Consider the following 24,805-nt stretch of genomic DNA (forward strand, 5'->3'; position numbering starts at 1 on the left):
TCCGCGCCGTCGAGGAGCGCGGCTGGTATTACGTTGGTCGCGTACGTAGCCCCGCCCATTATCAGGCGAACGATCAAGCATGGCAGCCCGTCAAGACACTCTTTGAGCAAGCGACCTCCCTGCCTCGTGCCCCAGGGTCGGTTCAGATAGCGCGAAGCAGCCCTCTGGTCACTCAGATGGTGTTGTATCACCGGCCGCCCAAGGGGCGTAAAGATTATAATAAGCGCGGCCAGGTCTCTCAGGATAGCGCAAGCCGTACGATGGCACGGCGCCAGGAAGAACCCTGGGTGCTGGTCACCAACCTGCCAAGTCGCTCAACCCTGGCAAAGANAGGCGCCAGGAAGAACCCTGGGCGCTGGTCACCAACCTGCCAAATCGCTCAACCCTGGCAAAGAAAGTGGTGGCCATCTACCGGCAGCGGATGCAGATTGAAGAAGGCTTTCGCGACGTCAAAAGCCCGCTGTTCGGGCTGGGCTTCGGGATGCATCAGTCTCGTCAAGGTAAGCGTATCGAGATCCTGCTGCTGATCGCCATGTTGGCCAATGTGGTCATGATGGTGGCTGGCCTGAGCGTCAGGGCCAATGGGGAGCAAAAGCGCTACCAGAGCAACAGTATCACCCACCGAAATGTCCTGTCGGTATGGCGTTTTGGGCTGGAATGGCTTCGCCGGCAGCCTCCTGGTGCTGTGCCCTGGCCGTCTTGGGCATCGCTTCAGGAAGCCCTGCGTGAAGAAGCGACTTCTCAAGCGTTACATGATGAATAGCATCAATTTCGTGGGGATCCGTCAGCTTTCAAATCACGGTTCGCCCCTTTGCCGTGATCGCTTAACGCCAGGTAATGCTCATCATCACCAAAGTGCACCCATTTACGCGGTTTGCCATACCACTCGCCATGGCCTTCATCGCGTACCCGCCAGTGCGGGAATACGGCGCGGTAAAAATCCAGCATGGCATCCATGTCATCCATGACCAGATTAACGTGTTCCAAGTACATAAGAATCTCCTTGCGTTAAGTGAAATGGCAGGATAAAACCTCAGCCTCACTTGAGGTAAAGCTATTTTCGGAAAAAATGGCAAAAAAGAGTCAGGAGTGCGTGATGGCAGAGGCAAATTGGAGTGTTGGCAAGGTGGCAAAGTGCTGCGGTATTAACGTCAGCACCCTGCCCTTCTACGAGCAGCAAGGCCTGATTCACAGCTGGCGCAATGCGGGTAACCAGCGCCGCTATAAACCGGAAGTACTCAGACGAATTTCGGTGATCAAAGCCGCGCAAAAAGTCGGCGTGAGCCTGAAAGAGATCAAGCGAGCTTTTGAATCACTACCCAATAACCGCACGCCGACGGTTGAAGACTGGCAGCAGCTTTCACAAAAAACTGGCAACAGATGCTCGATGGCCGTATTGCTTATCTGCAAAAGCTGCGCGATAACCTGGCTGGCTGCATAGGCTGCGGCTGCGGCTGCGGCTGCCTGAGCATGACCAATTGCCCACTCTATAAATAACCCGGATGACAAGCTGGCTGAATCAGGTAGCGGGCCGGTGCTTTTGGATCAGGCTGAGCGGCGGGCTGGGGTGGATCGATAGACCGGTTAACGTGCATATTATATTGAATTAAATACATTATTTTTTTAATAACAAGCTATTTAGTAAAACTGAATCATAGCTCAAAGACACAGCACTCAAAATTAAAAACCAGATCATAAAAAGCAAAACGTACTTTAAAAAATCACTTACAATTCATTTAATGAATGCCTTTAATTTCATCACAAAAGCCGCCATTCAGCGCTATGACGCTAATTGCACTATTCGAGCTACGAGCGGCTGCTTTTACGCTATACTGCATCATTTTTTATCTTCGACAAACCTTACGACAATCTGACAGAGCTCCTTATGCCATTTTCAAAACTAGGATTATCCAGCCCACTTGTTCAAGCTATTACTGAACTAGGTTACAAAACGCCAACGCCAATTCAGAAACAAGCGATTCCTGCCATTCTTTCGGGTAAAGACTTAGTCGCCACCGCACAAACCGGGACAGGCAAAACCGCTGCCTTTGTTCTGCCTCTGCTAGAACGATTCAGTACAGCGGGAACGTTACGCGGCAAACGCATACGTGTGCTGATTCTCGTGCCGACCCGTGAGTTAGCGGTTCAGGTCGAAGCCAGTGTGGCTCAATACGCTAAACACACGCACCTAACCTCTATGGCGGTGTATGGCGGTGTGGATACCGACGCTCAAAAAGAGCGCCTAATCGAAGGGGTGGATATTCTGGTCGCCACGCCGGGCAGATTGCTTGATTTGGCGCATCAGCGCGCGCTGCACTTTGATGAACTTCAAGCCATGATATTGGACGAAGCGGACAGAATGGTCGACATGGGTTTTGTCGACGATATCAATAAAATCATAGAGCGCCTACCTGAAAACCGTCAGAACCTATTGTTTTCGGCCACAATGACCGACGACGTTCGCGCCCTCGCCTACGATTTTTCAGATAGCAAGATGACCGATCTAGCGGCTGAAATAGCCATTTTTCCCAACATCCGCGCCGCCGCTAATATCAAACAATGGCTAATCACCGTAGACAAAGACACTAAGTCCGCCTTGTTGAGTCACTTGATTAACGAGCAAAAGTGGGATCAGGCGCTTATTTTTATTGAGAAAAAACACGGCGCAGCCAAGCTTGTTGATCAGCTAGCGAAACGCGGCATCAAAGCGGATTCCATTCATGGCGATAGAAGCCAAGCGATGCGCGAAAAGATTTTGGCTCAGTTCAAATCTGGCGAACTAAAGTACTTGGTCGCCACAGGGGTGGCCGCTCGTGGTTTGGATATTGGTGAATTGAGTCGTGTGGTGAATTACGATTTACCATTTAAACCAGAAGAATATATCCACCGCATTGGCCGAACCGGCCGTGCGGGCGCCTCAGGGGAAGCCATCTCTTTAGTAGACATGAGTGACTTTAAAAATCTTTGTGCCATTGAAAGGCGATTAAAAAATGTTATTGAGCGCAAAGAAATTGCTGGTTTTCCGGTTAGAAAAGAAGCACCTGCTTCAAACTTAAACTATGCAAAAAATAATCGTTAATACTTAACAAAGAAGCTCACCTCTTAAATGAATAAAAGGTGGGCTTTTGTAATTGAAACCTATTTTAGCAACATATTGGCCAGCACTGTGGCCGTCAAAGCTTTCTCTAACCTTTAGGCCGGTGAAAACACGTTTAATAGCTCAGCATTGGTTGGATATTTCTCCAATAATTCAAGCAACTTCTGCGCGCCTTCTGCTGGTTTAAGATGTGTCAAAGCCCTACGCAATGTCCTTACTTTTTCAATATCTCTTGCATCAATCAAAAGCTCTTCTCGTCGGGTACTGCTTTTAGCAATATCTATCGCAGGGAAAATCCGTTGATTTGCCACTTCCCTTGATAACACGATTTCCATATTGCCCGTCCCCTTGAACTCCTCGAAAATCACCTGATCCATACGGCTTCCCGTATCCACCAGCACGGTGGCTAGAATGGTGAGCGATCCGCCGTTTTCGATCTTTCTCGCAGCGCCAAACAGTTTTCGTGGTATTTCCAACGCTCGGGAATCCAGTCCACCCGACATAGTGCGACCATTGCCTCGCTGCTCGGCATTATGAACGCGCGAGAGTCTCGTAAGAGAATCGATCACAATCATCACATCATGACCGTCGCCCGCTTGCTTACGAGCCGTCTCAAGAAGCTTATCGGCCATACGCACATGGTGTGTGTAGCTTTCGTCCGAAGACGATGCATGTACTTCTGCCGACACACTGCGCTTAAAATCAGTCACTTCTTCGGGGCGCTCATCAATCAGCAAGGCATACAGCTTTATGTCAGGATACGCTTCTACCACGGCCTGACAGATATGTTTTAACATCGTCGTTTTGCCAGAGCCTGGCGGCGCAACAATCAACCCACGTTGCCCCATCCCAATTGGCGTAATCAAATCCATCGCTCGCACAGTACGCTGCTTAGAACCAGGCTCTAAATAAATGCGTGGGGAAGGATGAATAGCGACGCCATTTAAAAAACGTTTTTCGGGATCATTAGGCAATTGATCTTCCACTTCGTCGACGGGCTTGGCATCTATCTGTCTGTTCGTCTTCAAACTTAATATTTTTCTCGCCATGATATTGATGGATCGCCTTGTAAATTTTGGTGTTAATTATTGGCCACTACACCTGCTACTCAAAAAAGACCCATGGAACCTTCCACCAGCACCAGGCCCACGTCACGGGCGGCTTCGGCCAGGCGCCAGCGAATCTCCTCGTCGCCGGTCATCCAGCAGTGCACCTGATAGACCGGTTGGCCGGAGGCCACTTCCAGCACCATGGGGTCGAGATAATCCGGCCCGTGCTTGAAGACCCGCACCTTGCGCCCGGCATTACGGTGCAGCCGGACCATCGCCGCCGTCACACCATCGACTTGCCATGACCGGAGGCCGGAGCGGTAATCAGGGCGGCATGGACTTCACCGCGAATCATGGTCGTTGGCATATCATCTCACAGGTACGAAAACGGGGGCACCGTCGATGTCGGCGGTGGCCAGGCGTTGGCCATAGAGGTGTTCGAGAGCGCTCAATTCCAGCATTTGGCTGCATGGCCCCCAACAGGCTTCGCCGTCGGGATACAGCAACAGGAGGTGATCACACCAGCGCGCCGCCAGATTGAGGTCATGCAGGCACATCACTACCGCACTTCCCGCCGCAGCCTGCTCAGCGAGCAATTCCATCACCGCGGTCTGATGATGCAGGTCCAGGTGGTTGGTGGGCTCGTCGGCCAGCCAGATCGTCGGCGACTGGGTGAGTACCGTGGCGATGGCGACACGTTGGCGCTCGCCGCCGGAAAGGGTGCTCACCAGGCGATCCGCCAGATGAGCGACATCCATTCGCGCCAGGGCCGCATGCATGATGCGCAGATCGTAACCGCCTTCCATGCGCCAGGGCGAAAGGTAAGGATGACGACCGATCAGCGCGGTTTCGCGCACCGTGGCGGGAAAGCCATCCTGGCGTTCCTGAAACACCAGACCCAGCTGCTGGGCGACCCGACGACGATTGAGTCTCGCCAGCGGCTTACCGTCCAGGTGCACCTCACCGGAACGAGGCGCCTTTAGCCCCGCCAGGGTATGCAGGAATGTTGTCTTGCCCGCCCCGTTGGGGCCGAGCACTCCCCACCTCTGCCCCGGCGCAAGACAGAGGTTGAGCACCCGTCCGGAGGCACGCCCCGGCACATCGATGACAAGCTCCTGGGTGTCGAGACGGCCCATCAACGGCTCCGGTAAAGCAGGTAAAGGAAGGTCGGCACCCCCAGAAGTGCAGTGATCACCCCCACCGGCAACTGCTCCGGGGCGATCAGGGTGCGCGCCAGGGTATCGGCCAGCACCAGCAGAGTGCCACCGGCCAGCGCGCAGGCCGGCAAGACCAGACGTTGATCGTTGCCCACCACCAGACGCAGCATGTGCGGCACCACCAGCCCCACGAAACCGATGCTTCCGGCGGTGGTCACGGCCATGGCGGTCAGCAGGCTGGCGCTGATGTAAATCGTCCACTCCAGCGGGCGTACCGCCACCCCAAGCGCCGCCGCCTGCAACGGCCCCCGGGCCAGCACATTCAAGCTACGCCCCAGCGGCATCACCAGAACGCAGACGATTGCCAGCAAGGCAATGGGCGGCCAGGGAGTCCGGGCGTAGGAAAGATCGCCCATCAGCCAGTAAAGCATGCCGGGCAGACGCTCGGCGGGGCTGATCGCCAGCATCAAGGTGATCACCGCGCCCCAGCCGGAGGCCACCACCACCCCGGTGAGCAGCAAGCGTGACGGCGTCCAGCTTCCCGTGCCATGGGCCAGACCGAACACCAGCAGCGTCGAAGCGAGCGCCCCGGCGAATGCCGAACCAGAGATGACCATGCCGCCCATCCCCGCCAGCATGGCGACCAGGGCCCCTACCGAGGCGCCGCCGGAAAGCCCAAGCACATAGGGGTCGGCCAGCGGGTTGCGTAACAGCACCTGCATCAAGGCTCCCGCCACCGCCAGCAACCCACCGGTAGCGAAGGCGGCCAAGGTACGCGGCACCCGCAGCTCAAGCACCAAGGTTTGCGACAAGGCATCGCCTTCGCCGCGCAACACCGCCCATACATCCATCAACGAAAGCGAAGCACTGCCCACGCTGAGCGAAAACAGCATGGCCAGCAGTGCGGCCAGCGACAGAATGCCCAGCGGCACCCCCAGCGAACGCCACCAGTGCCGAGGAGCGACGGAATGGACAAGATCAGCGTCGCTCACGCGCCACCTCGAGTTTTTCACAGAACAGGCGACTGCCTTCGAGCAGACGCGGCGTAGGGCGCTGGATCAGCGAAGGCGGCACGAAGAACAGGTTGTCACGCTGCACGGCCTGGAGGTTGGGGTATTGCTCCCAGTGGGTCAGCCAGTCGCGATTTTCTTCGCCCATACCGCCCGCCAGGATCGCTTCGGGGTCGGCGGCCAGCACCGATTCGTCGTCTATGCGCGGTACCAGGCGCGAAAGGTCGCCGAACACGTTGACGCCACCGCACAGCGTCAGCACCTTGCCGATAAAATGTTCATCGTTGATGGTCATCAAGGGTTCATCCCAGACTTGATAGAACACCTCCACCGGCTCGGCATCCTTGAACGTTGCGGCAAGCTCGGCAATTCCCTGGCGAAAATCCTCTGCCGCCCGGAAACCTTCTTGCTGGCTAGCCGCCAGCTGCGCCAGCCGCTCGATGACGCTGGCAATCCCTGCAAAATCGCGCGGCTCGATATAGAACACCGGCAACCCCAGCGCTTCGATGGTTTCCAGCTGCTCAGTAGGATTACCGGTGGTCCAACCGATCACCAGATCCGGGCGCAGCGTGACCAGCGCTTCCAGATCTATGCGCGTGTGGCTACCTAACGACTGCACCTCTTGGGCCTCCGGCGGGTAGTCGCTGTAGGAGACCACCGCCACCACCTGCTCTCCGGCACCAGCCGCGTAGACCAACTCCGTAGCGCCTGGCGAAAGCGCGGCAATGCGCTTGGCGGGAGCCTCCAGACAGACTTCGCGCTCCCGATCGTCGACCGCGCATATCTCTTCATCGGCCAGGGCCGACACCGCTGCCAGAGGCAGCAGCGCTAGGGTCAGACGACGCAACAGGTTAGTAGCCATCATCCACCGAAGTGCAGGCTGAGGAAGGCGGCACGGCCGGCGTTGAGGTAGTCGAACGGCATCGCCTGGAAGGTGACCGGATCAAAGTCGGCGCCCTGAGCAGTGACGATCTCCTTGTCGAGAGCGTTCTCCAGCGTGGCGCGCAGCGACCACATCGGGGCAAAGTCCCAGCCAGCACGCAGGTTGACGATGCCGTAGCCGGGCAGGCGCTCGGAATTGGCCGCATCATTGTAGCGATGGTTCTGGGTGACCCAAGAGCCGCCCAACGACCAGTCGCCCAATTCCCGATCCACATCCAGACGCAGGCTCTCTGAGGCACGACGTGCCAGGCGGTTGCCAGTGTTGTCACCGCTGCGGCTCTCCGGGTCCATCCAGGTAAGGGCCGCTGCCAGGGTCCAGTCATTGATCTCGGCACCCAGCGCCAGTTCGGCGCCGCGGATGCGTGCCTCGTCGACGTTGACGGGGCGGAAGGCCTCGTCTAGAGCGATCAGTTCATCCACTTCCGTCTGGTAGGCGGCGAGGTCCCAGAACCAGTTGCCGTACTGGCCGCGCAGGCCAAGCTCGAAGGTGCTCGACGTTTCCGCGTTCAGGTCGGGATTGCTGGAGCCTGCGAAGGGGAAGTAGAGCTCGTTGAAGGTGGGTGCACGGAAGGCCGTCCCATAGCTGGCACGCGCCACATGTTGGTCATCCAGCGCATAGCCAAGGGCCAAGCTGCCGGTCAACTCCTCACCAAACGCCTGGTTGTCATCATGGCGCAGACTCAGCTGGGTCGTCAGCGGATAAAAATCCAGGAAACCCTGTGCAAAAACGGCTCGGTTGTATCGCCGTTCTTTATCGAAGGACAGCCCGGAAGTCTGGCTATCGCCAAGGCCATCCTCGGCATACTCGACACCGGCCACCAGCTCATGGGGTCCCAGCGCCAGGGTGTTCTGCCATTGGGCGGTGCGCGTGCGCGTTTCGAACAGGGAGCTGTAGGTCGGCGCCAGAGTATCACGCTCATCGTGCGCCTCGCTGAGGGTCAGGCGACTCCGCCAGCTATCCGTCACCGCCTGTTCAGCGTAGACAGCCGCCACCTGCTGAACGAAATCATCTTCTGCCGGTGCTCCGAAGCTATCGAACTCCGTATTCCCCTTTGAGCGCAGCGCCAGCAGCCCCACTTCGGCATCGTTCTCGAAGGTGTGAGAGAGCCGCACCAGACCGCTGGTATTGTCATGACCCTTGTCGTCACCACCCTCGCGCACCGCCGTGCCATCGGTATCGAAGCGGCTGCCGGCAACGTAGTAGCGGGTGCCGCCGCTGCTTCCGGCAAGGCTGGCGCTGTAACGCTGGGTATTGAAAGAGCCACCGCCCACGGAAATGCGCGGCTGGGGTGCGCCCTCTTCACCTTCGGGAGTAAACAGCTGGATCACGCCCCCCACCGCATCGGCGCCGTAGAGGCTGCCGCGCGGCCCGCGCACGATCTCGGCGCTCTCGAACATCCGTGGATCGAGAAACTCCCAGGCGGCCGCCCCGGTGGTGGCGGACTTCAGCCGAATGCCGTCGATCAGCAGGACGTTGGCATTGCTGCCGGTTCCACGCAGGAAGAGACTGCTCTGCTTGCCGAAGCTGCCCTGGGTGGTGATGTCCACCCCCGGCTGGCCGCGCAGCAGGTCGGTAACGCTGGTGGGATCCTGGCGACGTAAAGTGGCTTCATCGAGTACGGTGACGGACGCCAGCGTTTCATCGGCGGTACGCGGTGCCAAGGCGGCGGTGACCACCACCGGATTGAGACGCTGGGGGGCATTGGAAGTATCGAGACTGTCGGCCTGAGCCTGAACGGCCATCGGCAGCGCGGCCAGGCTGAAGGCAGCTAGACCACGGGTGGCATTGATTCTGGTTTTCATGGGTATCCCTTGCTCGCCGTACTCACCCGTACGGCTGGTTATCTTGGCAGTCGTCGGGGCACGGCAAGGGATCGAGGAAGAGAAAGGGACAACGGAAAAATAAAACGGCGACGCTTGCCCCACCTCAACGTCGCCCACCGCAACCCGGCATTGAACTCTCGGGCCGGTCTCCGGGCTGACGAGCGAAAGCAGGGTTTGAAAAACCCGGTTTTCCGAACGGCTGCCTTCCCGTGCACTAGGCACAGTGGCGTAAGAGCCGTTCTTGTCTCGATCACCGTTGCGGGGGCAGCGTCGGAGTAGCGTTCAAAAAGCGCACCGACTTCCCGTTTCACTGGCGACAACTCGATTGCCACCAGCACCTGAGAGAGGGCGTAAATTAGCAACCTGGCCCGGGAAGGTCAATGACGCATCTCGGGTAACCCAATGCTTTCATCCCGGGCGCTTGGGCAACTCATGGCATGGACACCAGGTTTATCAGCGTAACGCGCGGCATTTTTATAGCTTGACAAATATCCACCTTGATCCAATATACCATCCATATGGATGGAATATGGATTCCATTTAGATTCCATACACCCGATATTACCTTCAGAGGAAACTCCATGGCCGTACACGAATTACGCCGCAAACCCGGCGATACCAGCGAGAAGATCACCATCAACCTTGGCGTGGTCGACCTGGGCCAGATCGATCTGCTGGTACAGGAAGGTTTCTATTCCAACCGTACCGATCTGATTCGCACGGCGATCCGCAACCAGCTGGCTACCCATGCGGAAGTGGTCAAGGAAACCGTGGCCCGCAAGACTTTCGTGCTGGGCATGCAGCATTACAGCCGCAGCGATCTCGAGGCGTTACAAGCCGCCGGAGAAAAGCTGCAAATTCAGGTATTGGGGCTTGCCAGCATTGCCGAGGACGTTTCTCCGCAGCTTGCGCTTGCCACTATCGATTCGGTGGTGGTGCTGGGTGCCTTGCACGCCAGTGCCGCCGTCAAGTCCGCCTTGGCGGACCGCATCCATTAATGTCGCTTTGGCGATAAGGATAACCCGATGAATAACCCCATGATGTCGGAAACCATGCGTGAAGCCACTCGTCTTACCCAGGCGGGAAGGCTCGATGAAGCAATGGCATTGATCCAGGGCTCGATGAACGGCGTGCCCGGCGAAGCTTTCGCTTCCAGGGCCGCCAATGGCACGGACACAACCACTTCAGCCCAGGGAGAGACCATAGAGGGCACCTGTGAGGTGGTGGATGAGCAGCAAGATGCTCAACCCAAGGCCAGCCAGTGGAAAACGGCCGAGCCCAAGCAATGGAAAACAGCCAAGCCAAAGCCAACCGCCACAGCGAAAAGCTGGTCCTCCGCCTTCACTAACCTCAACCTCAATATCAACGCCAACATCAACGCCGAGCCGGACAGCCCGCCCGCCCCGGGTCAATTCACCAGCGGCACCTACAAGAGCGCCGTGGGGTCGCGTCGCTACAAGCTGTATATTCCTAGCAGCTATACCGGCCAGCCCTTGCCGCTGGTGGTCATGCTCCACGGCTGCACCCAGGACCCGGATGATTTTGCCAAGGGCACGGACATGAACCGCCTGGCTGAAGAACAACTTTTCTGCGTGCTCTACCCCGCCCAGCCCGCTAGCGCCAACACCAACAAGTGCTGGAACTGGTTCAAGGCTTCCGATCAGCAGCGCGATGGGGGCGAGCCCGAGATCATTGCCGGAATGACCCGCAAGATCATCGAAGAGCATCACCTCGACTCCAAACGAGTCTACGTGGCCGGTTTATCAGCCGGGGGCGCCATGGCGACAACGCTTGCCATGACCCATCCGGACCTTTACACCGCAGTGGGCGTGCATTCGGGGCTACCGCATGGGGTTGCCCAGGACTTGCCCTCGGCGTTCGGGGTGATGCAAGGCGGAACCGGCCCCCTGGCCAATGCCAATCCCTCGAGTTCCAGCTGGTCATCCAAGGTGCCGGCGGTAATATTCCATGGCGACCGGGACACCACTGTGCATCCGTCCAATGCGGAGCGAATAGCCGGGCAGTATAGTGTGAAGGCGACCAACCGCCGTGACGAAGTAAAGGTTGAATCGGGTAGAGTCCCCAACGGCCACGCTTATACCCGTACCATTCACCATGACGCCAAGGGTAAACCCAGCCTGGAGCAGTGGCAGATTCACGGTGCCGGTCACGCTTGGTCGGGGGGCAGCTTGCAGGGTTCCTATACCGACCCCAAAGGCCCCGATGCCACCGGCGAAATGCTGCGCTTTTTCTACACCCATGCCAAACAATAAACCCTGTACAACCACTAGCCTGGAGAGCCGCGCGATGACCGCCACATTGAGCAAAACCAAATCCAGCTTTTACCGGCGGCTCTACGTTGCCTACCTGATCGATCAAGGCATCGCCAGTGTGCCGGCCTTGATCGAGACGACCCAAATGCCGAGACGCACCGCCCAGGACACCATTACTTCTCTGGCCGAACTGGATATCGTCTGCGAGTTCGAGAAGGACGCCGGGGAACGTCACAATATCGGCCAGTATCGAATTCGCGACTGGGGGCCTATCGACAAGCAGTGGGTGGCCACACATGCCGACCGGCTAAAAGCCGTTCTGGGTTACGATTAGCGGTCAATGGCCTTCCTCGCGCCAAGCCAGGCGTGCGGCATTCAAGGTCACGCTCAAGGAGCTTGCCACCATCGCCAATACCGCCATCAACGGCGGTATTGGCATAAGTATGACCAGCCCCAGCGCCACGCCATTGTAAAGCGCGGAAAACACCAGATTCTGACGCATCACCCGGCGGGTACGCCTTGCAATACGCAGCGCCTGTGCCACCCCCGCACTACCCGGGCGAATCAACTGAACCGCCGCGCCTTCCCGGGCGGCATCGCCAGCGTTCAGGCAAGCGACACCCACCCCGGCACTGGCCAACCCCAACGCATCGTTGATGCCATCGCCGACGTACAGCGTCGGCGATGGTAAACCTTGCAACAACCGCGCCTTGGCTTCGGGCGAACGCCCCGGGTAGCACTCGCCTGGTTTGAATCCCACGGCTTTGCCTAGCGCCATGACCGGCCCCGCTCTGTCACCACTGATCAGCGCGACCAGATACCCCTCGCGACGCAATCCGGCCAAGGTTGCCTGCGCATCCGGCAAAGGCTGCTCCCCCAGATAAAAGCTTGCCAGCCATTGTCCGTCACAACCCAACATCACTTGCGAGTTATCGGGGTGGGCAATCGTGCGGCTATCCGCCACCGTGATGCCATTGGCTGTCAGCCAGGCGCCGCTACCCAGGTAAAGCTCACAGCCATCCATCAGGCGCACGTAACGCCCCTGGCCGGGAATTTCCTCGGCGGTTTCGTGTGGCAAACTGGCACGACTACCCGACTCGGCCCAGCGCCCTAAGGCCTGAGCAAGCGGATGTTCACTGCGCTGCGTGGCGGCGGCCAGCAGTGGTTTCAACTTCTCCATCGATATAGCCGAGTCAACATTGAACGAGACTACCTCGGGCACCCCCGGCGTCAGGGTGCCGGTCTTGTCGAAAGCCACCGAGCGCACCTCGGCCAGGGTTTCAAAGCTACCCGGGTCGCGCACCACCACGCCCTGCCCCAGGGCGGTACTGCTGCCCGCGAGACTCGCCAAAGGAACCGCCAGCCCCACGGCGCAGGGGCAGGCCACGACCAGCACGGAAAGCGCCCGCACCATGGCGTCTTCCCATGGCACCCCGACCAGCACCGCCACGCACAAGGTTGCAGCGGCCAGTACCAGCGCCGCCGGACTCAGCCAGGCGGCGAAGTGGTCGGCCAACCGCTGCAGCTCGCCTTTGCGCGCCTGATGAAAACGCATCTGTTCGCGCATGCGATCCAGCCGACATTCCCCCGCCACCGCACTGACCCGCATCACCAAAGCCGCGCCCAGGTTGCGACACCCAGCGTGAAGAGCGGTGCCGGGCGGCAAACGGCGAGGCACGCTTTCGCCGGTCAAGGGGGCCAGATCGACCCAGGCGGGCGAGTCTTCGACATAGCCATCCAGAGGAAGGGTGTCGCCCCTGGCCACGCGAATTCTGGCGTTGCGCGGCACCTCTTCCCTGGCACGCTCTTTCCAACGCCCCTGCTCCCCATGCCCCTGCTCCCCATGCCCCTGCTCCCAGCAGGCAACGGTCATTTGCGGCAACGCCAGGGCATCCAGGGCGCGCAGCCCGCGATGGCGACACAGCGTATCGACCAGACGCCCCACCAGCAGCAACCCGATCAACATCACCGCAGTATCGAAATACACCTCGGCCGAGCCACGCGCCAAGAGACCCAGCGAAACGACGACGGCCCCCCACACGCCCAGGCTCACCAGAACGTCCATTCCGGGTTTTCGGGCACGCAAGGTACGCCAGCCGGCGCGGTAAAACGGCACCCCAGAAAACAATACTACCGGCAGGGAAAATGCCCCCGAGACCCAGGCCAGGACGTACTCAACTTGGGCCGAAGATACCGCCCCGGCATAAATCAACAGCGACGCCAGCATCGTCCACATGCCGAAGACGGAGGCCACCATCAGGCGTAAGGCCAGATAACGGCTTTCCTTTTCCAACCGCGCATGAGCGTCGAGGGTGGTCTCAGGCAAGCCCAGCGAATAACCCAGGCGGCGCACCACCGGCGCCAAGGCTTCCAAGGTGATTCCCGAGGTTTTGGCTGACGCCGCTCCTCTGACCCAGAGAGTCGCACTGGGATAATGCACGCTAGCCGCCGCCACTTCGGGAAGGCGTTGCAGCCGCGCCTCGACAGCCAGGGCACAGCTGCTGCACCACATGTCGCCCAGCGAAAACAGGGCTTCGTGGCCATCTGCGGCCTGCTTTGCATCAGCTGCGGGCGAAAAAATATTCATTCAGTTGCCGGAAGCCATAGGGAGAGCATTACAAGAGCAGTTACAAGAGCTGTTGCAAGAGCCATTAGACACAGGGCGGCAAGCCGAGCACCGGCATGCCCACAAACAGCACCGCAACGATGGAGGCCACATACAGCCCCGAAGACACCAGGGCGCAAAAGTGGGCCGCTCGCACATTTTCCTGCCGCGAGGCGTGAAAGCATTTCCAGCCAAGCCATGCCAAGAAGGCGGCGGTTACCAGGGTCAGGAGAGCTAGACCGGCGTTGAGCAGCGTGAGCGGGCCTTGCTCAGGCGCGGGAGGCGCCACCGCACAGGCCACCGAAAGCCCGCCGTACATGGTCACGAACCATGCGCTCCACAGCGTCAGGCCCACGACCAGATGAATGGGATGCGTCCAGAGCGCCTGCCTCATACCGACCCTCCTATCACGCTGGGGAGTACCGCCATGGAAACCACGATTACCCAATAACCCCCCAGGTTATAGCGCCATAACAGCCTGACCACCACCGGCTCCAGGGGCGCTTCCACCCCCACGTAACCGTAACCCACACGCAGACCCTGCAATAGCGTGAGTATCACGCCCAAACCGCTGTGCAACATCACATAGACCAGGCTAACCATCAGCACGGCATCGTGCGCGGTGGCGGTCACATCCAGTTCAGCCTCTACCAGCACCCACCCCAGCAAGGCCAGCTGGACGATTCCCAGGCCAGTGATCATGGCCATGCCTTTAGCCAGGCCATCACCCTGGCGATGACGAAGACGACGTACGCAGCGTTCCAACCACCACCAGCCGGCACTCAATGCCAACCCGGCCACTACCAGAAGCGTGAGTGAAAGCGGTGATTCAGCCGGCATGCTCCACTCGGGTGAAATCGTCCAGAGATAGAACCAGCCGAATAACAATGAAAGAAAGAAGGCTCCATCGGCCAGCAAGGTCACCGCCATGGTCCATACGCCGGGGCCGTCCATGGTGCGGGAGTGAAGCGGCGGGTTGCCGGGTTGGTCACGGGCATCCGGCGCCGCCCTGGAGTGAGTGCCGTTCTCCCACGACCAACGCAGCAAGAAGCCGGCCGCGACCAGAACGGCAATACCCGCCAACGGATACCAGCGCAGCAACAGGCTGATACACACCACCGCCAAAGCCAGGGCGGCGAACAAGGGCCACCAGGAATTGGTCGGTAGATGTATCACTTCGCGCAACTTGCCGGTCAAGGGGTCGGTTCCCCATATTTCGCGACGCCCATGAAAGGCCGCTGCCAGGCCATAGCGGCCTTCGGCGATAGCCTGGGGAAGTTGCGGTTGTTCCCACAGCGGATGGCGGCTTTCGACCTTGGGTAAGCTGACGAAGTTATACGGACTGGGCGGCATGGACGTCGCCCATTCCAAGGTGTCGGCGTTCCAGGGGTTTTGTCTGGCCGGTTTACCGAAGCGAAAATGCAAGATGAAGTCCGCCAAGATCATGGCGATCCCCATCGCCATCAGAAAACTACTTACCGAAGAGATCAGATTGAACAACTCCCAGCCTTCATCGGCGCCGTAGGTATATACCCGCCGCGGCATGCCCAGAAGCCCGGTCCAGTGCATGACCAAGAAGGTGCCGTTGAAGCCCAGAAAGGTCAGCCAGAAACCCCATTTCCCCAGCGTCTGTGAAGGCATGCGCCCGGAAAACAACGGCAGCCAATAATACAGCCCGCCGATCAAGGGGAAGAACATGCCTCCCACCAGCACATAATGCATGTGGGCCACCACGAAATGCGTATCGTGGACTTGCCAATTGAAAGGCACCAGCGCAAGCATCACCCCGGTCAAACCACCCAACACAAAGACGAATAGAAACCCGAAAACCCACAGCATGGGCACCTGCATGCGCGGCTTGCCCAACCATAGCGTCGCTAGCCACAGAAATATCTGGATACCCGTCGGCACCGCCACCAACATGCTGGCGGCGGAAAAGAACGTCTGCGCCAACTGCGGCATGCCCACCGTGAACATATGGTGCACCCAGAGCCCGAAGCTGATGAAACCGGTGGTGATCACCGCGAACACCGCCCAGCCGTAACCCACGATGGGGCGTCCGGCGAAGACCGGAATCAGGGTCGACACGATCCCCGCTCCCGGCAGGAAAATGATGTAGACCTCGGGATGACCGAACAGCCAGAACAAATGCTGCCAAAGGATGGGATCGCCGCCGCCCGCCACGTCGAAAAACGGCATGCCTACGGCACGTTCCAGTTCCAGCAGAACACTTCCCAGAATCAACGGAGGAAACCCCACCACGATCATCATGGCCATCGCCAGGATGTACCAGGCGAATAGCGGCATCTTGTGCAATGCCATGCCTTGCGTGCGGGTACGCAGAATCGACACCACCAATTCGACACCGGCGGAAAGCGCCGATATTTCGACGAAGGTGATCCCCAGCAACCAGAAGTCCGAGCCCAATCCCGGCGAGTAAACCTTGCCGCTCAGCGGGGTATACATGAACCAGCCGCTTTCCGGCGCCATCTCCATGAACAGACTGGAAAGCAGAATCAGCCCGCCAAACAGGTAGCACCAATACCCGAAGGCGGAGAGACGCGGGCACACCAGATCCCGGGCGCCGATCATCTTGGGAATCATGTAGATCGCCAGCCCTTCCAGGATGGGAATGGCGAACAGGAACATCATCACCGTTCCATGCATGGTGACGACCTGATTGTAAATTTCCGGCGCCATGAAGTTCTGCCCCGGAAACGCCAGCTGAGAGCGTATCAACATGGCCAGCACCCCACCCACCAGGAAAAACGCCATGCCGGTCAGCATGAAGCGCAGCCCTACGGTGGTGTGGTTGACGATGGTCAATGCGCCTAGACCGCGTGGATTCGCCCAGACTGTTTCCAGGTCCTTGACCAAGCGCTGGGTATCTTCATCAGGGTTGGTTTTACGAGAGCTATCGGTCATGGGCTTAGCGTCTCCAACCAGTCGCCGATGGCTTGCAAGGTCCGGGGTTCAAGTCCCAGATGCGCGGGCATGCGGTTGCCCGGCTTGAGCTGTTGATGACGCCGCAACCAGTCGCCGATGGCACCTTCCTCCATGGCCAGCACCCCGGCCCCCAGGGTGGGCCGTGCCCCGATATCCGAAAGATCCGGCCCTTGAATAGGCGCAAGCTCCCATTGAGAGTCGGGCACGGCCAACCCCGCCACACGATGACACTGGGCGCAATACTCGACGAAGGCCTCGCGCGCGGGAGCATGGGCATCGGATTGCACGGCCAAGGTTTCCAGCGTCGGTACCTGACGCTCGGCGAGCCAGGCCTCGTAATCGCTGCGCTCCATCGCCTTCACATACAACTGCATGTGGGCATGCTGGGTGCCGCAGAATTCGGCGCACTGAGCACCGAAAACGCCCGGGCTATCCGCCTCCAGGCGTATGCGATTGGTGCGCCCGGGGACCATATCGATCTTGCCGCCCAAGCGCGGGATCCAGAACGAATGAATCACATCCGCCCCGGTGACGTGAAAATCCACCGGTTCACCCGCCGGCATCACCACTTGGTTGGCGGTGACGACTTCACCGCCCTCCGCGCCGGGATAGCGGACCTCCCACCACCATTGGTGGCCGGTCACTTCGATGACATCAGGCGGGGTGCCTAGCGGCACCGGCAACATCCGCTGACCGGCCGGCACGCCGAAAATCATCAGCACCACAATCGTTGCGACCGGCAACAAGACGCCACCGCCGAGTATCAATCGCCGAGCCAGGCGCTTTTCCTCAATCGCCGTGCGCGCTCGACTCGAACGCGGGCGGAAGGTATACAGCCATAGCGCCACCACCGTGATCAGCACCAGGCTGAAAAATCCCAGCATTCCCCACCATACCAGGGCGACGTCGGCGGCGCCCCGCCCGGCGGGATCGAGAATCGACTTGTCCCCGGCACAGCCCGTCAACAAGACTGCCAGGAACGTCGGTATCGACCATACTCGTATCAACTGGGCTCTCATTAACCGCATAGACGTCAGACGCAGGAGAGGATCATGGCGGAAGTGAAACAACGTAATATCAAAAGCCACGCGGCCATTGCGGGCCATCCGCTTCATCCCTTGATGATTCACTTTCCGGTGGCGGCGCTGATCGCACTGGTGGCGAGTGACCTGGGGTATCTCTACACCCAGGACCCGTTCTGGGTTCGGGCTGGCGTGTGGCTCGCCGGAGTGGGCGCTTTCGGAGGATGGCTTGCGAGTCTGGCGGGGATTGTCGACCTGGTCACGGTCAAGAGAATTCGTTCCAAGATAACCGGCTGGAATCACGCCATCATCGCGGTGATGATGTTGTCGTTGGCTTCGTTCAACTGGCTGCTGCGAATCAATGACCCGGAAATCATCCTGCCATGGGGGTTGGCGATGTCGCTGGTGACCGCCGGCATGATCGCCGCTGCGGGCCTGCTTGGGGGGCATCTGGTGTACGAACATGCGGTAGGGGTGCAGGTTGAAAGATGATGCAGGCGATGAATTTCTTCCCTCATGTGAAAGAGATGTCGCTGGCTTCAACATGGCGGCTCAACTCCAATCCATGGGTTTGGCCAGGACCAGCGTCAGCACCGTCACCATGCATGACACCGCCAGCAAAGCAAAGCCGACACTGCCCGCAGTGGCGCCAAACGAATGCCCTTTTTCCAGCCGCGCGATCAACCAGCCCAGCCCGCCATGAGCGGCCACCATCCCCATGACCGCAAATAACTTGAAGACCAGCCAGCCACCCACAAGCTGATGCAACAGAAATAACAGGGTGCCGGTAAAGATCGCCACCAAGGCGGCGGGCGTAGCGATTGAAATGAAGAAAAAACGCGGCATCAAAGGCGCGTTCTGGGCGAACCCCGCATCGAGGCGTGCTTGCAATGACTGGATGATGAGCGCGGGAAGATACAACAACGCGCCGCACCAGACCACTAATGCAATGATATGCAGTAGTTTAAGCCAAGGCATTGCAGCATCCTAGCATCGACACACGCATAGACCGCTCGCAGCAAAAAGTGACTCTTTTACCTTAGCAGTTTGCTGCAAAGTGGCCAGTCGACCTACCGAATCGCCACTTCATAGCCGGTGTACTTGCGCAGGTTGATCACACCGCTATCCAGCATCAGATACTGCCCCTTGATACCCATCAGCGTACCGCTCACCAGCGGCTGTTTATCGAGATTATGCGATACGACCTTCTGGGGAAATGTCTCTACCGGATAGGTGAAATGCTGCACGGGACCGTTCAAGCGGCGCAGGGCGCCTTCACCGAACCGCTCACTCAGCTCGCTCAAGCCGCTCTCCAGGCTGGCAAGCAAACGGTCGCGTTCTTCTTGCAAGTCGAGGGGAGGCACCTGCCCTTTCAGCATGGCGCGCCAGTTGGTGCGGTCGGCCACCTGCTCCTTGAACAACATTTCCACCTGGCCCGACTGCAAACGCGTATCCACTTCAATGATCGGCAAGGCCTGGATAGCGCCCTGATCCATCCAGCGGGTAGGCACTTGGGTGTTGCGCGTGATACCCACCTTGAGGCCCGAGGAATTGGCCAGATACACCACATGCGGCTGGAAACAGTGCTTTTCGCCCCACTCCGGCTCCCGGCAAGTGCCCTGGAAGAAATGGCAGGTTTCGGGTTTGACGATGCAGGTATCGCACTGGGCCAAGCGCTTGAAACAAGGGTAACAATGCCCTTGGGCAAAGCTTTTGCGTGTCGCGCGTCCGCAATGCGTGCAGGCGATCGCCCCGGTCCACTGAATGGACAGCGGCAAGCCGATACGTTCGTTGAGTGAAAGTTCGTGGTCTCCGGCGCGCAAGGTATAAGCCACCTCCCCTTGCGCGTTCACCTGAGCAGCCATTTTCGTCAAGCAGCCGTGAATCCCTTCAGCCACGACCGACATCCTGTCCCAGACCGGCCATTTCCGGCGAGACGTCCGCACCGCTTGCGGCGGCGCCACAGGTGCGATGCTCCAGGTAGCCCACGCGCTGATCTTCGGGAACGTTATTTTCCGCCTCGAAGCGCATCACCGCCTCCAGGCAAAGCTCGGTCTGTTCGGGCGTCAAACGGCGGCCATCCGGCCATTTGCGCAGGGCGACCGATTGTTTCAGGCTTTCATAGATCGCCGGGGTCATCTGGCTGATCATTTTATCGAATGTCATGTCGCTCATGGCGGGCTCCTGAGATCAAGATTTCAAACGTCGTGAAGAATAATACCAGCCGCTGGCCAGTCCCACGACCAATCCTCCTAAATGCGCCTCGTTGGCGACATTCCCGAAGCCGATGGCACCGGCCATGTCGGTCATGGTGAAAACCATCCAGCCGAGCATGAACACCACCAGCATCTGGGGAACGAAGAACCCGCTTTGGGGTGCCCGCCGCGACATCAGCCATACATGTCCCAGAAGGGCATACACCACCCCGGACATGCCGCCAAACAGGACCGTGCCGGTGACGAACTGAGCCAGGTTGGCGCCGATGCCTGCCACCACCAACAGTAGCAACATCATCCGGCTAGTTTGCAACAGCTCTACCTGACGGCCGAAATACCACACCCACATCAGATTGAAAATCAGGTGCATCCAGCCGAAATGCAGGAATGCCGGCGACAGCAGCCGCCATACCTGGCCAGAGCCCAGCGTTTCGCTCAACGTACCGAACGCCAACTGGCCATTGGCAATACCCACCGGCACGATGGTCAAACTGACGATCAACAGATCGCCGAAAAGACCGATCAGGGCAAACACCAGCAAGCTTATCGCTATGATGGCAGCCGTCACCGGTGCTTGGCGCAGCGTAGGCCAGACGGTCTGTGTGCTGCGCTGCCTTTTGCGGCGCACAGGCAACTCCAGAGCCACCCCGCTTTGCCAGCGCTGTACCAGGCTGCGTAGCTCATCATGCTGAGTAGGGTCGGCCACCCAGATCAGCTGGCCGTCGGCCTCTTGGGTAATACGATGACTGATGCGCTGTTTCCACAACGCCTGGCGCAAGGTGCGAGTATCCGCATCATGAGGCAGAAGCATCACAGGATGCATAGTGTCTCCATTCAATGCCGTTAGACGGCGTTTATCCCTGACTCGATATTGTATGGCGGCTTACCGGCCCCACAAATGACAGACACGAAAAAAAACCGGCGGAGGAAACCGCCGGGATCTAAGCAAGGGATCATTCAAGGGAACACTTACTCTGATTGTGACTCATTGGGTAAGTTCCACCTGTCCGATAAAAAATTCATTCGAAATCGATTTCCCAAGGTCGCGGCCGGTCATTGACTTCCTGGGGAACGGGAATCCAGACGAAATGGTCGGCATTCAAGCGCTGCTCGCCACTCCAGCGATAGGCTACCAGACGCCCGTACTTGACCGCACTATAATCCAGGCAGGCGATATTGGCGCTAGGCAAAGCAGGAATGCCTTCGCACCAATAATGGCCGATAAACAGCGGCGGCTTTTCAGGCCCATAATAACTCAGACGTGCCACTTCGCTGGGCGACAAGGGACGCTGTTCAAGATCGCCCGGCAGGTTATCCGGCTGAAACACCACATCCCCCCAGGTTTGCGGCTGCTTGGCCCAGAAATGTGCCCGAAAACTGCGCCGGGTAAAGCCGTCGCCGGAATGAATATGGACGCGTTCCGGCAAGGGAATCGAGGTGCCCCGGGTAAGCCGGTCCAGAATGCGGTATGCCTGAGTATCCGGGTCGGTGGATTCCACCAGAAATTCCGGCGTCATGCAGGCGTCGGGCAAGCGCTGGTAGAGTTGCTCAATCAAGGCCTCATCCCAACAGGCATGCACCACCCGAAGGCCGTCCAGTTCCAAGCATAGCGGCATTTGCATGAACCAGGCCAGGTTATCTTCCCATTCACTGGGGTAGTCGCGGTACTGCGTCAAGGTTTCCTGAATAATCCGGTTATGCCGGGGGCTATGTTCACGCAACCAGCGCTGGCCGCTGCCAACCGGCGCCGGATGATAATAGGCCAGGGCGTTGTATTCATGGTTGCCCATGACGATATGGGCTTCACCCTCTTCCACCATGCGCCGGGCGGTGTTGACCGCCAGCCGGATACGCGGCCCGCGATCGATCAGATCCCCCAGAAAGATCACTTTACGCCTTGGGTGACGGTAGACGCCGTTGCGCTGGTGATAGCCGAGCTTTTCGAGCAGCGCCGCCAGGGTGGCACCACAACCGTGAACATCGCCGATCAGGTCATAGCCTTGCATATTAGTCCCCCAGGCGATGGCCCCAGCCCAGCTTGCTGCGCAGGACTTCGTAATAATTATGCCCGATGGGATGCACCATCTGGACCCGCTGCGGCTTGCGCCGTATCACCAGCACATCGTCGGGCTTGGCCACGGCACGGGTCTGGCCGTCACAGCTGACATGCGGGTAGGTCTGGTTGGTTTCCCCGATATGTATCCGAATCTCACTGGCCGCATCGATCACGATGGGGCGACTGGATAATGTATGCGGAAACATTGGCACCAACGTCACCACATCCAGCTTGGGATGCATGATGGGGCCGCCCCCGGACAGCGCATAGGCCGTGGAGCCGGTGGGCGTAGCGATGATCAAGCCATCGCTGCGCTGGCTATAAACGAAATGGCCGTCGATGAACAGCTCGAACTCGATCATGCGCACGGCTTTTCCAGGGTGAACCACCACCTCGTTCAAGGCCTCACCGTTGCCCACGGCAACGCCGTTACGGTAAAGCTCCGCCTCGAGCAGAAAGCGCTCTTCGAGTTCGTAGCGCCCGGCGAGCACCTCGCCCACGCGGGTTTCCAGCTCATCGGGAGAAATATCGGTCAGAAATCCCAGCCGCCCACGGTTGACGCCGAGCATCAAGGTACCAGTGTGACACAGTGTACGCGCCGCCCCCAGAAAGCTGCCATCACCGCCGACCACAATCACCAAATCGCACAGCTGGCCGAGCATGCGTCGGTTGGCTTCCGGCTGGCCGTGGTCGGGGATCACGGTTGCGGTGCGATCCTCGACGATCACCTTGTAGTCTTGCTGGACAAGGAAGTTCACCAGGCGGTTGAGCGAATCGACCACCTTGGTGCTGCCCAGGCGCCCGATCAAACCGATGGTGGCAAAAGGACGTGCGGCATCATGGGAGGATGAACCTGAAACCGGTGTTTTGTTTGCGTTTTCGGTCATGCGCGGCTCTCTCGCGAATCAGCGGTCATTATGCGCACAGCCGAGGCGGCGAGCAAACATGCCCACCGCCTCATCGTCTCACTGTCTTAACGTCTCATTGCCTGAAAGGCTCGGGTCAGGCCGGGCTGGTGGCTCGTCGCTGTAACCACCAATGATTGAGCCACAATGAACCCGCCATGATCAAAGCCCCGAGCAGCAAGCGCCCCAGTTCAGCCTCGCGGTTCCAGATCAGCAGGTTGACGACCAGTCCGGCGGGGATCAGGGCATTGTTCATGATCGCCAAGGTGCCCGCATCCACCTTGGTGGCTCCCCGGTTCCAGGCAAAGTAGCCCACCCCGGACGCCGCCAGCCCAAGCCAGACCAGTACCGACCACTGCACGGCGCTGGTCGGCAAGGCCGCGCTATTGCCCAATAACAGGAAGGCCGGTACCGCGACCATTAACGCCCCGATGAAAAACCAGCCAAAGACGTTATGCCAAGGCAACGACGCAGGCAGCTCAGCCGCCAAGCGGCGATAGCCGACCTGCCCCAGGGCGAAGCACAAATTGGCCCCTTGCACCACGAGAAACCCCAGCCAGAAGCCACTATCAATACCATCGTAACGAATCACACCGGCGCCGATGACCGCCAATAGCGCGGTAACCAGGTACATCGGGGTGAAGCGCCCGAACAGCATGTCGTCGAGCAAGGCGATATAGATCGGCGTGAAGATGGTAAACAGCAGCACCTCGGGTACCGAGAGCAGCAGAAACGACTGATAGAAAAAGATATACATCACGCCCAGCTGAAGCGCCCCGAGCGCCATCAGTGCTAGCCGCTGCCTGCCACGCAACAGGCTAGGCCGCAGAAATGGCAGGAATACCAACGTCGCCAGACTGATGCGTAACAGCACCGCAAAATAGCTATCCACCTGCCCGGCGAGATACACCCCGATCAAGGAGAACGAAAACGCCCACAGCAGTGTAACGCCGACCAGATACCCCATTGGTAAACCTCGTTTATAGAAATAGCTTACCGGGATTATACGCACTGCAGCAGGCTTGCCAAGGGTGTTTATTGGCGGTCAGTTTACCGCCCTGGATTCATGGAAAACGGCGACGCAACCAGACCAACGCCACTATGACGCCCGGCAACCAACCGGCCAGGGTCAACAGCACCCCCAAAGCAATACGCCGCCCCCCGGCGCCGGAAAGTACCAACGCCAAAGGCGGCAATAACACGGCCAGGAAGTAATACGCCGTTTTCAACGCCGGCGATGGGGTGGCGGATGGCGACTCAGCCTTGGTGGGAACATCTACGCTGGCCTTGGGTGGCGGGGTGAAATGCTCGACCCCTCTGCCGCTTGCCTCGGATTTTCCTGCTTCAGGCCTGTTTTCTTCAAGTTTGCCTGCTTCGGGCTTGGCTTGCCCGGAAGCATGTTCCGTGGCGTGGCGATGCGCTTGCTTGTCGATTTTCTGTTCCAGGCTTTCAGAGCCTTCGGCAAGGTCTTCATGGTACCGCTCCCACTCCTCCCAATCATGCGGCGTGCCGACCTTGGGCCGCTGGTGCCCGGCACCCCGAGCACGTTCCCAGGCCTTTTCTTCCAAAGTATTGGGCTTGTCTGGATCGCGATCCAGAGGCACCCCTTTTCGATTCAGATACTCTCTCGCATCCATTGGCCACTCCGATTCTCGTGAGGTGAGCGATTGAGACAAGCACTTTACCATTCACAAACGACCACG

The 24,805-nt window shown here is 58.8% G+C and carries 25 protein-coding genes, 1 pseudogene and 1 riboswitch; of the genes and pseudogenes, 7 read left to right on the plus strand and 19 right to left on the minus strand.

Going from position 1 to position 24,805, the window contains the following annotated elements; genetic code table 11:
* The first annotated feature begins 283 nt into the window (after positions 1–283).
* Positions 284–763: a transposase gene (locus DU506_RS10185; protein ID WP_114486835.1), complete on the plus strand. Its 480-nt coding sequence runs from the start codon at positions 284–286 to the stop codon at positions 761–763.
* Between the two features lie 26 nt (positions 764–789).
* Here the strand turns inward: DU506_RS10185 and DU506_RS10190 are convergent.
* Positions 790–993: pseudogene (locus DU506_RS10190) on the minus strand (VOC family protein); the annotation flags it as partial.
* Between the two features lie 103 nt (positions 994–1,096).
* Here DU506_RS10190 and soxR point away from each other — a divergent pair.
* Together soxR and DU506_RS10200 are read left to right on the plus strand one after the other, a co-directional pair.
* Entirely contained in the window at positions 1,097–1,441 is a 345-nt protein-coding gene (gene soxR / locus DU506_RS10195) for a redox-sensitive transcriptional activator SoxR (RefSeq protein WP_415843658.1), read from the plus strand.
* 444 nt (positions 1,442–1,885) lie between these two features.
* Complete coding sequence (locus tag DU506_RS10200) at positions 1,886–3,079, plus strand: DEAD/DEAH box helicase (RefSeq protein ID WP_114486836.1); 1,194 nt, start codon at positions 1,886–1,888, stop codon at positions 3,077–3,079.
* Between the two features lie 113 nt (positions 3,080–3,192).
* On the opposite strand, the gene rho is transcribed toward DU506_RS10200, so the two are convergent.
* The 6 genes from rho to DU506_RS10230 all read right to left on the minus strand — a co-directional run bounded on the left by rho (position 3,193) and on the right by DU506_RS10230 (position 9,058).
* Positions 3,193–4,146, minus strand: a complete 954-nt coding sequence (rho, locus tag DU506_RS10205) for a transcription termination factor Rho (RefSeq protein ID WP_114486837.1) — start codon at positions 4,144–4,146, stop codon at positions 3,193–3,195.
* 59 nt (positions 4,147–4,205) lie between these two features.
* Positions 4,206–4,421: a hypothetical protein gene (locus DU506_RS10210; RefSeq protein WP_328587968.1), complete on the minus strand. Its 216-nt coding sequence runs from the start codon at positions 4,419–4,421 to the stop codon at positions 4,206–4,208.
* A 93-nt stretch (positions 4,422–4,514) separates the two neighbouring features.
* On the minus strand, positions 4,515–5,282 hold the full coding sequence (locus DU506_RS10215; RefSeq protein WP_114486838.1) for an ABC transporter ATP-binding protein: 768 nt from the start codon (positions 5,280–5,282) through the stop codon (positions 4,515–4,517).
* Complete coding sequence (locus DU506_RS10220; RefSeq protein ID WP_114486888.1) at positions 5,282–6,196, minus strand: FecCD family ABC transporter permease; 915 nt, start codon at positions 6,194–6,196, stop codon at positions 5,282–5,284. Before DU506_RS10220 ends, DU506_RS10215 begins: the two co-directional genes overlap by 1 nt.
* A gap of 85 nt (positions 6,197–6,281) precedes the next feature.
* The gene (locus tag DU506_RS10225; protein WP_415843659.1) at positions 6,282–7,178 is read right to left on the minus strand and encodes a cobalamin-binding protein; all 897 of its coding nucleotides are present in this window, start codon (positions 7,176–7,178) and stop codon (positions 6,282–6,284) included.
* The gene (locus tag DU506_RS10230) at positions 7,175–9,058 is read right to left on the minus strand and encodes a TonB-dependent receptor domain-containing protein (RefSeq protein ID WP_114486840.1); all 1,884 of its coding nucleotides are present in this window, start codon (positions 9,056–9,058) and stop codon (positions 7,175–7,177) included. Before DU506_RS10230 ends, DU506_RS10225 begins: the two co-directional genes overlap by 4 nt.
* A gap of 144 nt (positions 9,059–9,202) precedes the next feature.
* A riboswitch (cobalamin riboswitch) is annotated at positions 9,203–9,436 on the minus strand.
* Between the two features lie 224 nt (positions 9,437–9,660).
* On the opposite strand from DU506_RS10230, the gene DU506_RS10235 reads away from it, so the two are divergent.
* Genes DU506_RS10235 through DU506_RS10245 form a run of 3 tightly spaced genes read left to right on the plus strand, consistent with a single transcriptional unit; the run spans position 9,661 to position 11,686 of the window.
* Entirely contained in the window at positions 9,661–10,077 is a 417-nt protein-coding gene (locus DU506_RS10235) for a CopG family transcriptional regulator (RefSeq protein WP_114486841.1), read from the plus strand.
* 27 nt (positions 10,078–10,104) lie between these two features.
* Positions 10,105–11,352 (plus strand): extracellular catalytic domain type 1 short-chain-length polyhydroxyalkanoate depolymerase, encoded by a 1,248-nt coding sequence (locus DU506_RS10240; protein ID WP_114486842.1) that lies wholly within the window; start codon positions 10,105–10,107, stop codon positions 11,350–11,352.
* A gap of 34 nt (positions 11,353–11,386) precedes the next feature.
* Positions 11,387–11,686, plus strand: coding sequence for a winged helix-turn-helix domain-containing protein (locus DU506_RS10245; protein ID WP_114486843.1), 300 nt, complete (start codon positions 11,387–11,389; stop codon positions 11,684–11,686).
* Between the two features lie 3 nt (positions 11,687–11,689).
* On the opposite strand, the gene DU506_RS10250 is transcribed toward DU506_RS10245, so the two are convergent.
* From DU506_RS10250 to coxB, 4 genes are all read right to left on the minus strand, one after another.
* Positions 11,690–13,939, minus strand: coding sequence for a heavy metal translocating P-type ATPase (locus tag DU506_RS10250; protein ID WP_235825505.1), 2,250 nt, complete (start codon positions 13,937–13,939; stop codon positions 11,690–11,692).
* A gap of 64 nt (positions 13,940–14,003) precedes the next feature.
* Entirely contained in the window at positions 14,004–14,351 is a 348-nt protein-coding gene (locus tag DU506_RS10255; protein ID WP_114486844.1) for a hypothetical protein, read from the minus strand.
* A complete protein-coding gene (gene ctaD / locus DU506_RS10260) occupies positions 14,348–16,882 on the minus strand; it encodes a cytochrome c oxidase subunit I (protein ID WP_114486845.1) in 2,535 nt (844 codons plus the stop codon). The genes DU506_RS10255 and ctaD overlap by 4 nt, the downstream gene beginning before the upstream one ends.
* The gene (gene coxB / locus DU506_RS10265) at positions 16,879–17,910 is read right to left on the minus strand and encodes a cytochrome c oxidase subunit II (RefSeq protein WP_328587969.1); all 1,032 of its coding nucleotides are present in this window, start codon (positions 17,908–17,910) and stop codon (positions 16,879–16,881) included. The genes ctaD and coxB overlap by 4 nt, the downstream gene beginning before the upstream one ends.
* Positions 17,911–17,955: 45 nt before the next feature.
* Here coxB and DU506_RS10270 point away from each other — a divergent pair, with 45 nt between their 5' ends.
* A complete protein-coding gene (locus DU506_RS10270) occupies positions 17,956–18,417 on the plus strand; it encodes a DUF2231 domain-containing protein (protein WP_114486847.1) in 462 nt (153 codons plus the stop codon).
* A gap of 60 nt (positions 18,418–18,477) precedes the next feature.
* On the opposite strand, the gene DU506_RS10275 is transcribed toward DU506_RS10270, so the two are convergent.
* The 8 genes from DU506_RS10275 to DU506_RS10310 form a co-directional block, all read right to left on the minus strand.
* Entirely contained in the window at positions 18,478–18,903 is a 426-nt protein-coding gene (locus DU506_RS10275) for a CopD family protein (RefSeq protein ID WP_114486848.1), read from the minus strand.
* 92 nt (positions 18,904–18,995) lie between these two features.
* Entirely contained in the window at positions 18,996–19,832 is an 837-nt protein-coding gene (locus DU506_RS10280; RefSeq protein WP_114486849.1) for a DUF2797 domain-containing protein, read from the minus strand.
* Positions 19,816–20,100, minus strand: a complete 285-nt coding sequence (locus DU506_RS10285) for a YeaC family protein (protein WP_114486850.1) — start codon at positions 20,098–20,100, stop codon at positions 19,816–19,818. Before DU506_RS10285 ends, DU506_RS10280 begins: the two co-directional genes overlap by 17 nt.
* A gap of 15 nt (positions 20,101–20,115) precedes the next feature.
* Positions 20,116–20,964 (minus strand): rhomboid family intramembrane serine protease, encoded by an 849-nt coding sequence (locus DU506_RS10290; protein WP_114486851.1) that lies wholly within the window; start codon positions 20,962–20,964, stop codon positions 20,116–20,118.
* Between the two features lie 196 nt (positions 20,965–21,160).
* The gene (locus DU506_RS10295) at positions 21,161–22,147 is read right to left on the minus strand and encodes a metallophosphoesterase (protein ID WP_114486852.1); all 987 of its coding nucleotides are present in this window, start codon (positions 22,145–22,147) and stop codon (positions 21,161–21,163) included.
* A 1-nt stretch (position 22,148) separates the two neighbouring features.
* Positions 22,149–23,084 carry an NAD(+) kinase gene (locus DU506_RS10300; protein WP_114486853.1) on the minus strand — a complete coding sequence of 312 codons (936 nt, stop codon included), beginning with the start codon at positions 23,082–23,084 and terminating at the stop codon, positions 22,149–22,151.
* Positions 23,085–23,199: 115 nt separating this feature from the next.
* Complete coding sequence (locus tag DU506_RS10305; protein ID WP_114486854.1) at positions 23,200–24,069, minus strand: carboxylate/amino acid/amine transporter; 870 nt, start codon at positions 24,067–24,069, stop codon at positions 23,200–23,202.
* A 97-nt stretch (positions 24,070–24,166) separates the two neighbouring features.
* The gene (locus tag DU506_RS10310; RefSeq protein ID WP_114486855.1) at positions 24,167–24,739 is read right to left on the minus strand and encodes a YqaE/Pmp3 family membrane protein; all 573 of its coding nucleotides are present in this window, start codon (positions 24,737–24,739) and stop codon (positions 24,167–24,169) included.
* Positions 24,740–24,805: the final 66 nt, after the last annotated feature.

It is taken from the genome of Vreelandella rituensis (assembly GCF_003336665.1).
Classification (GTDB): domain Bacteria; phylum Pseudomonadota; class Gammaproteobacteria; order Pseudomonadales; family Halomonadaceae; genus Vreelandella; species Vreelandella rituensis.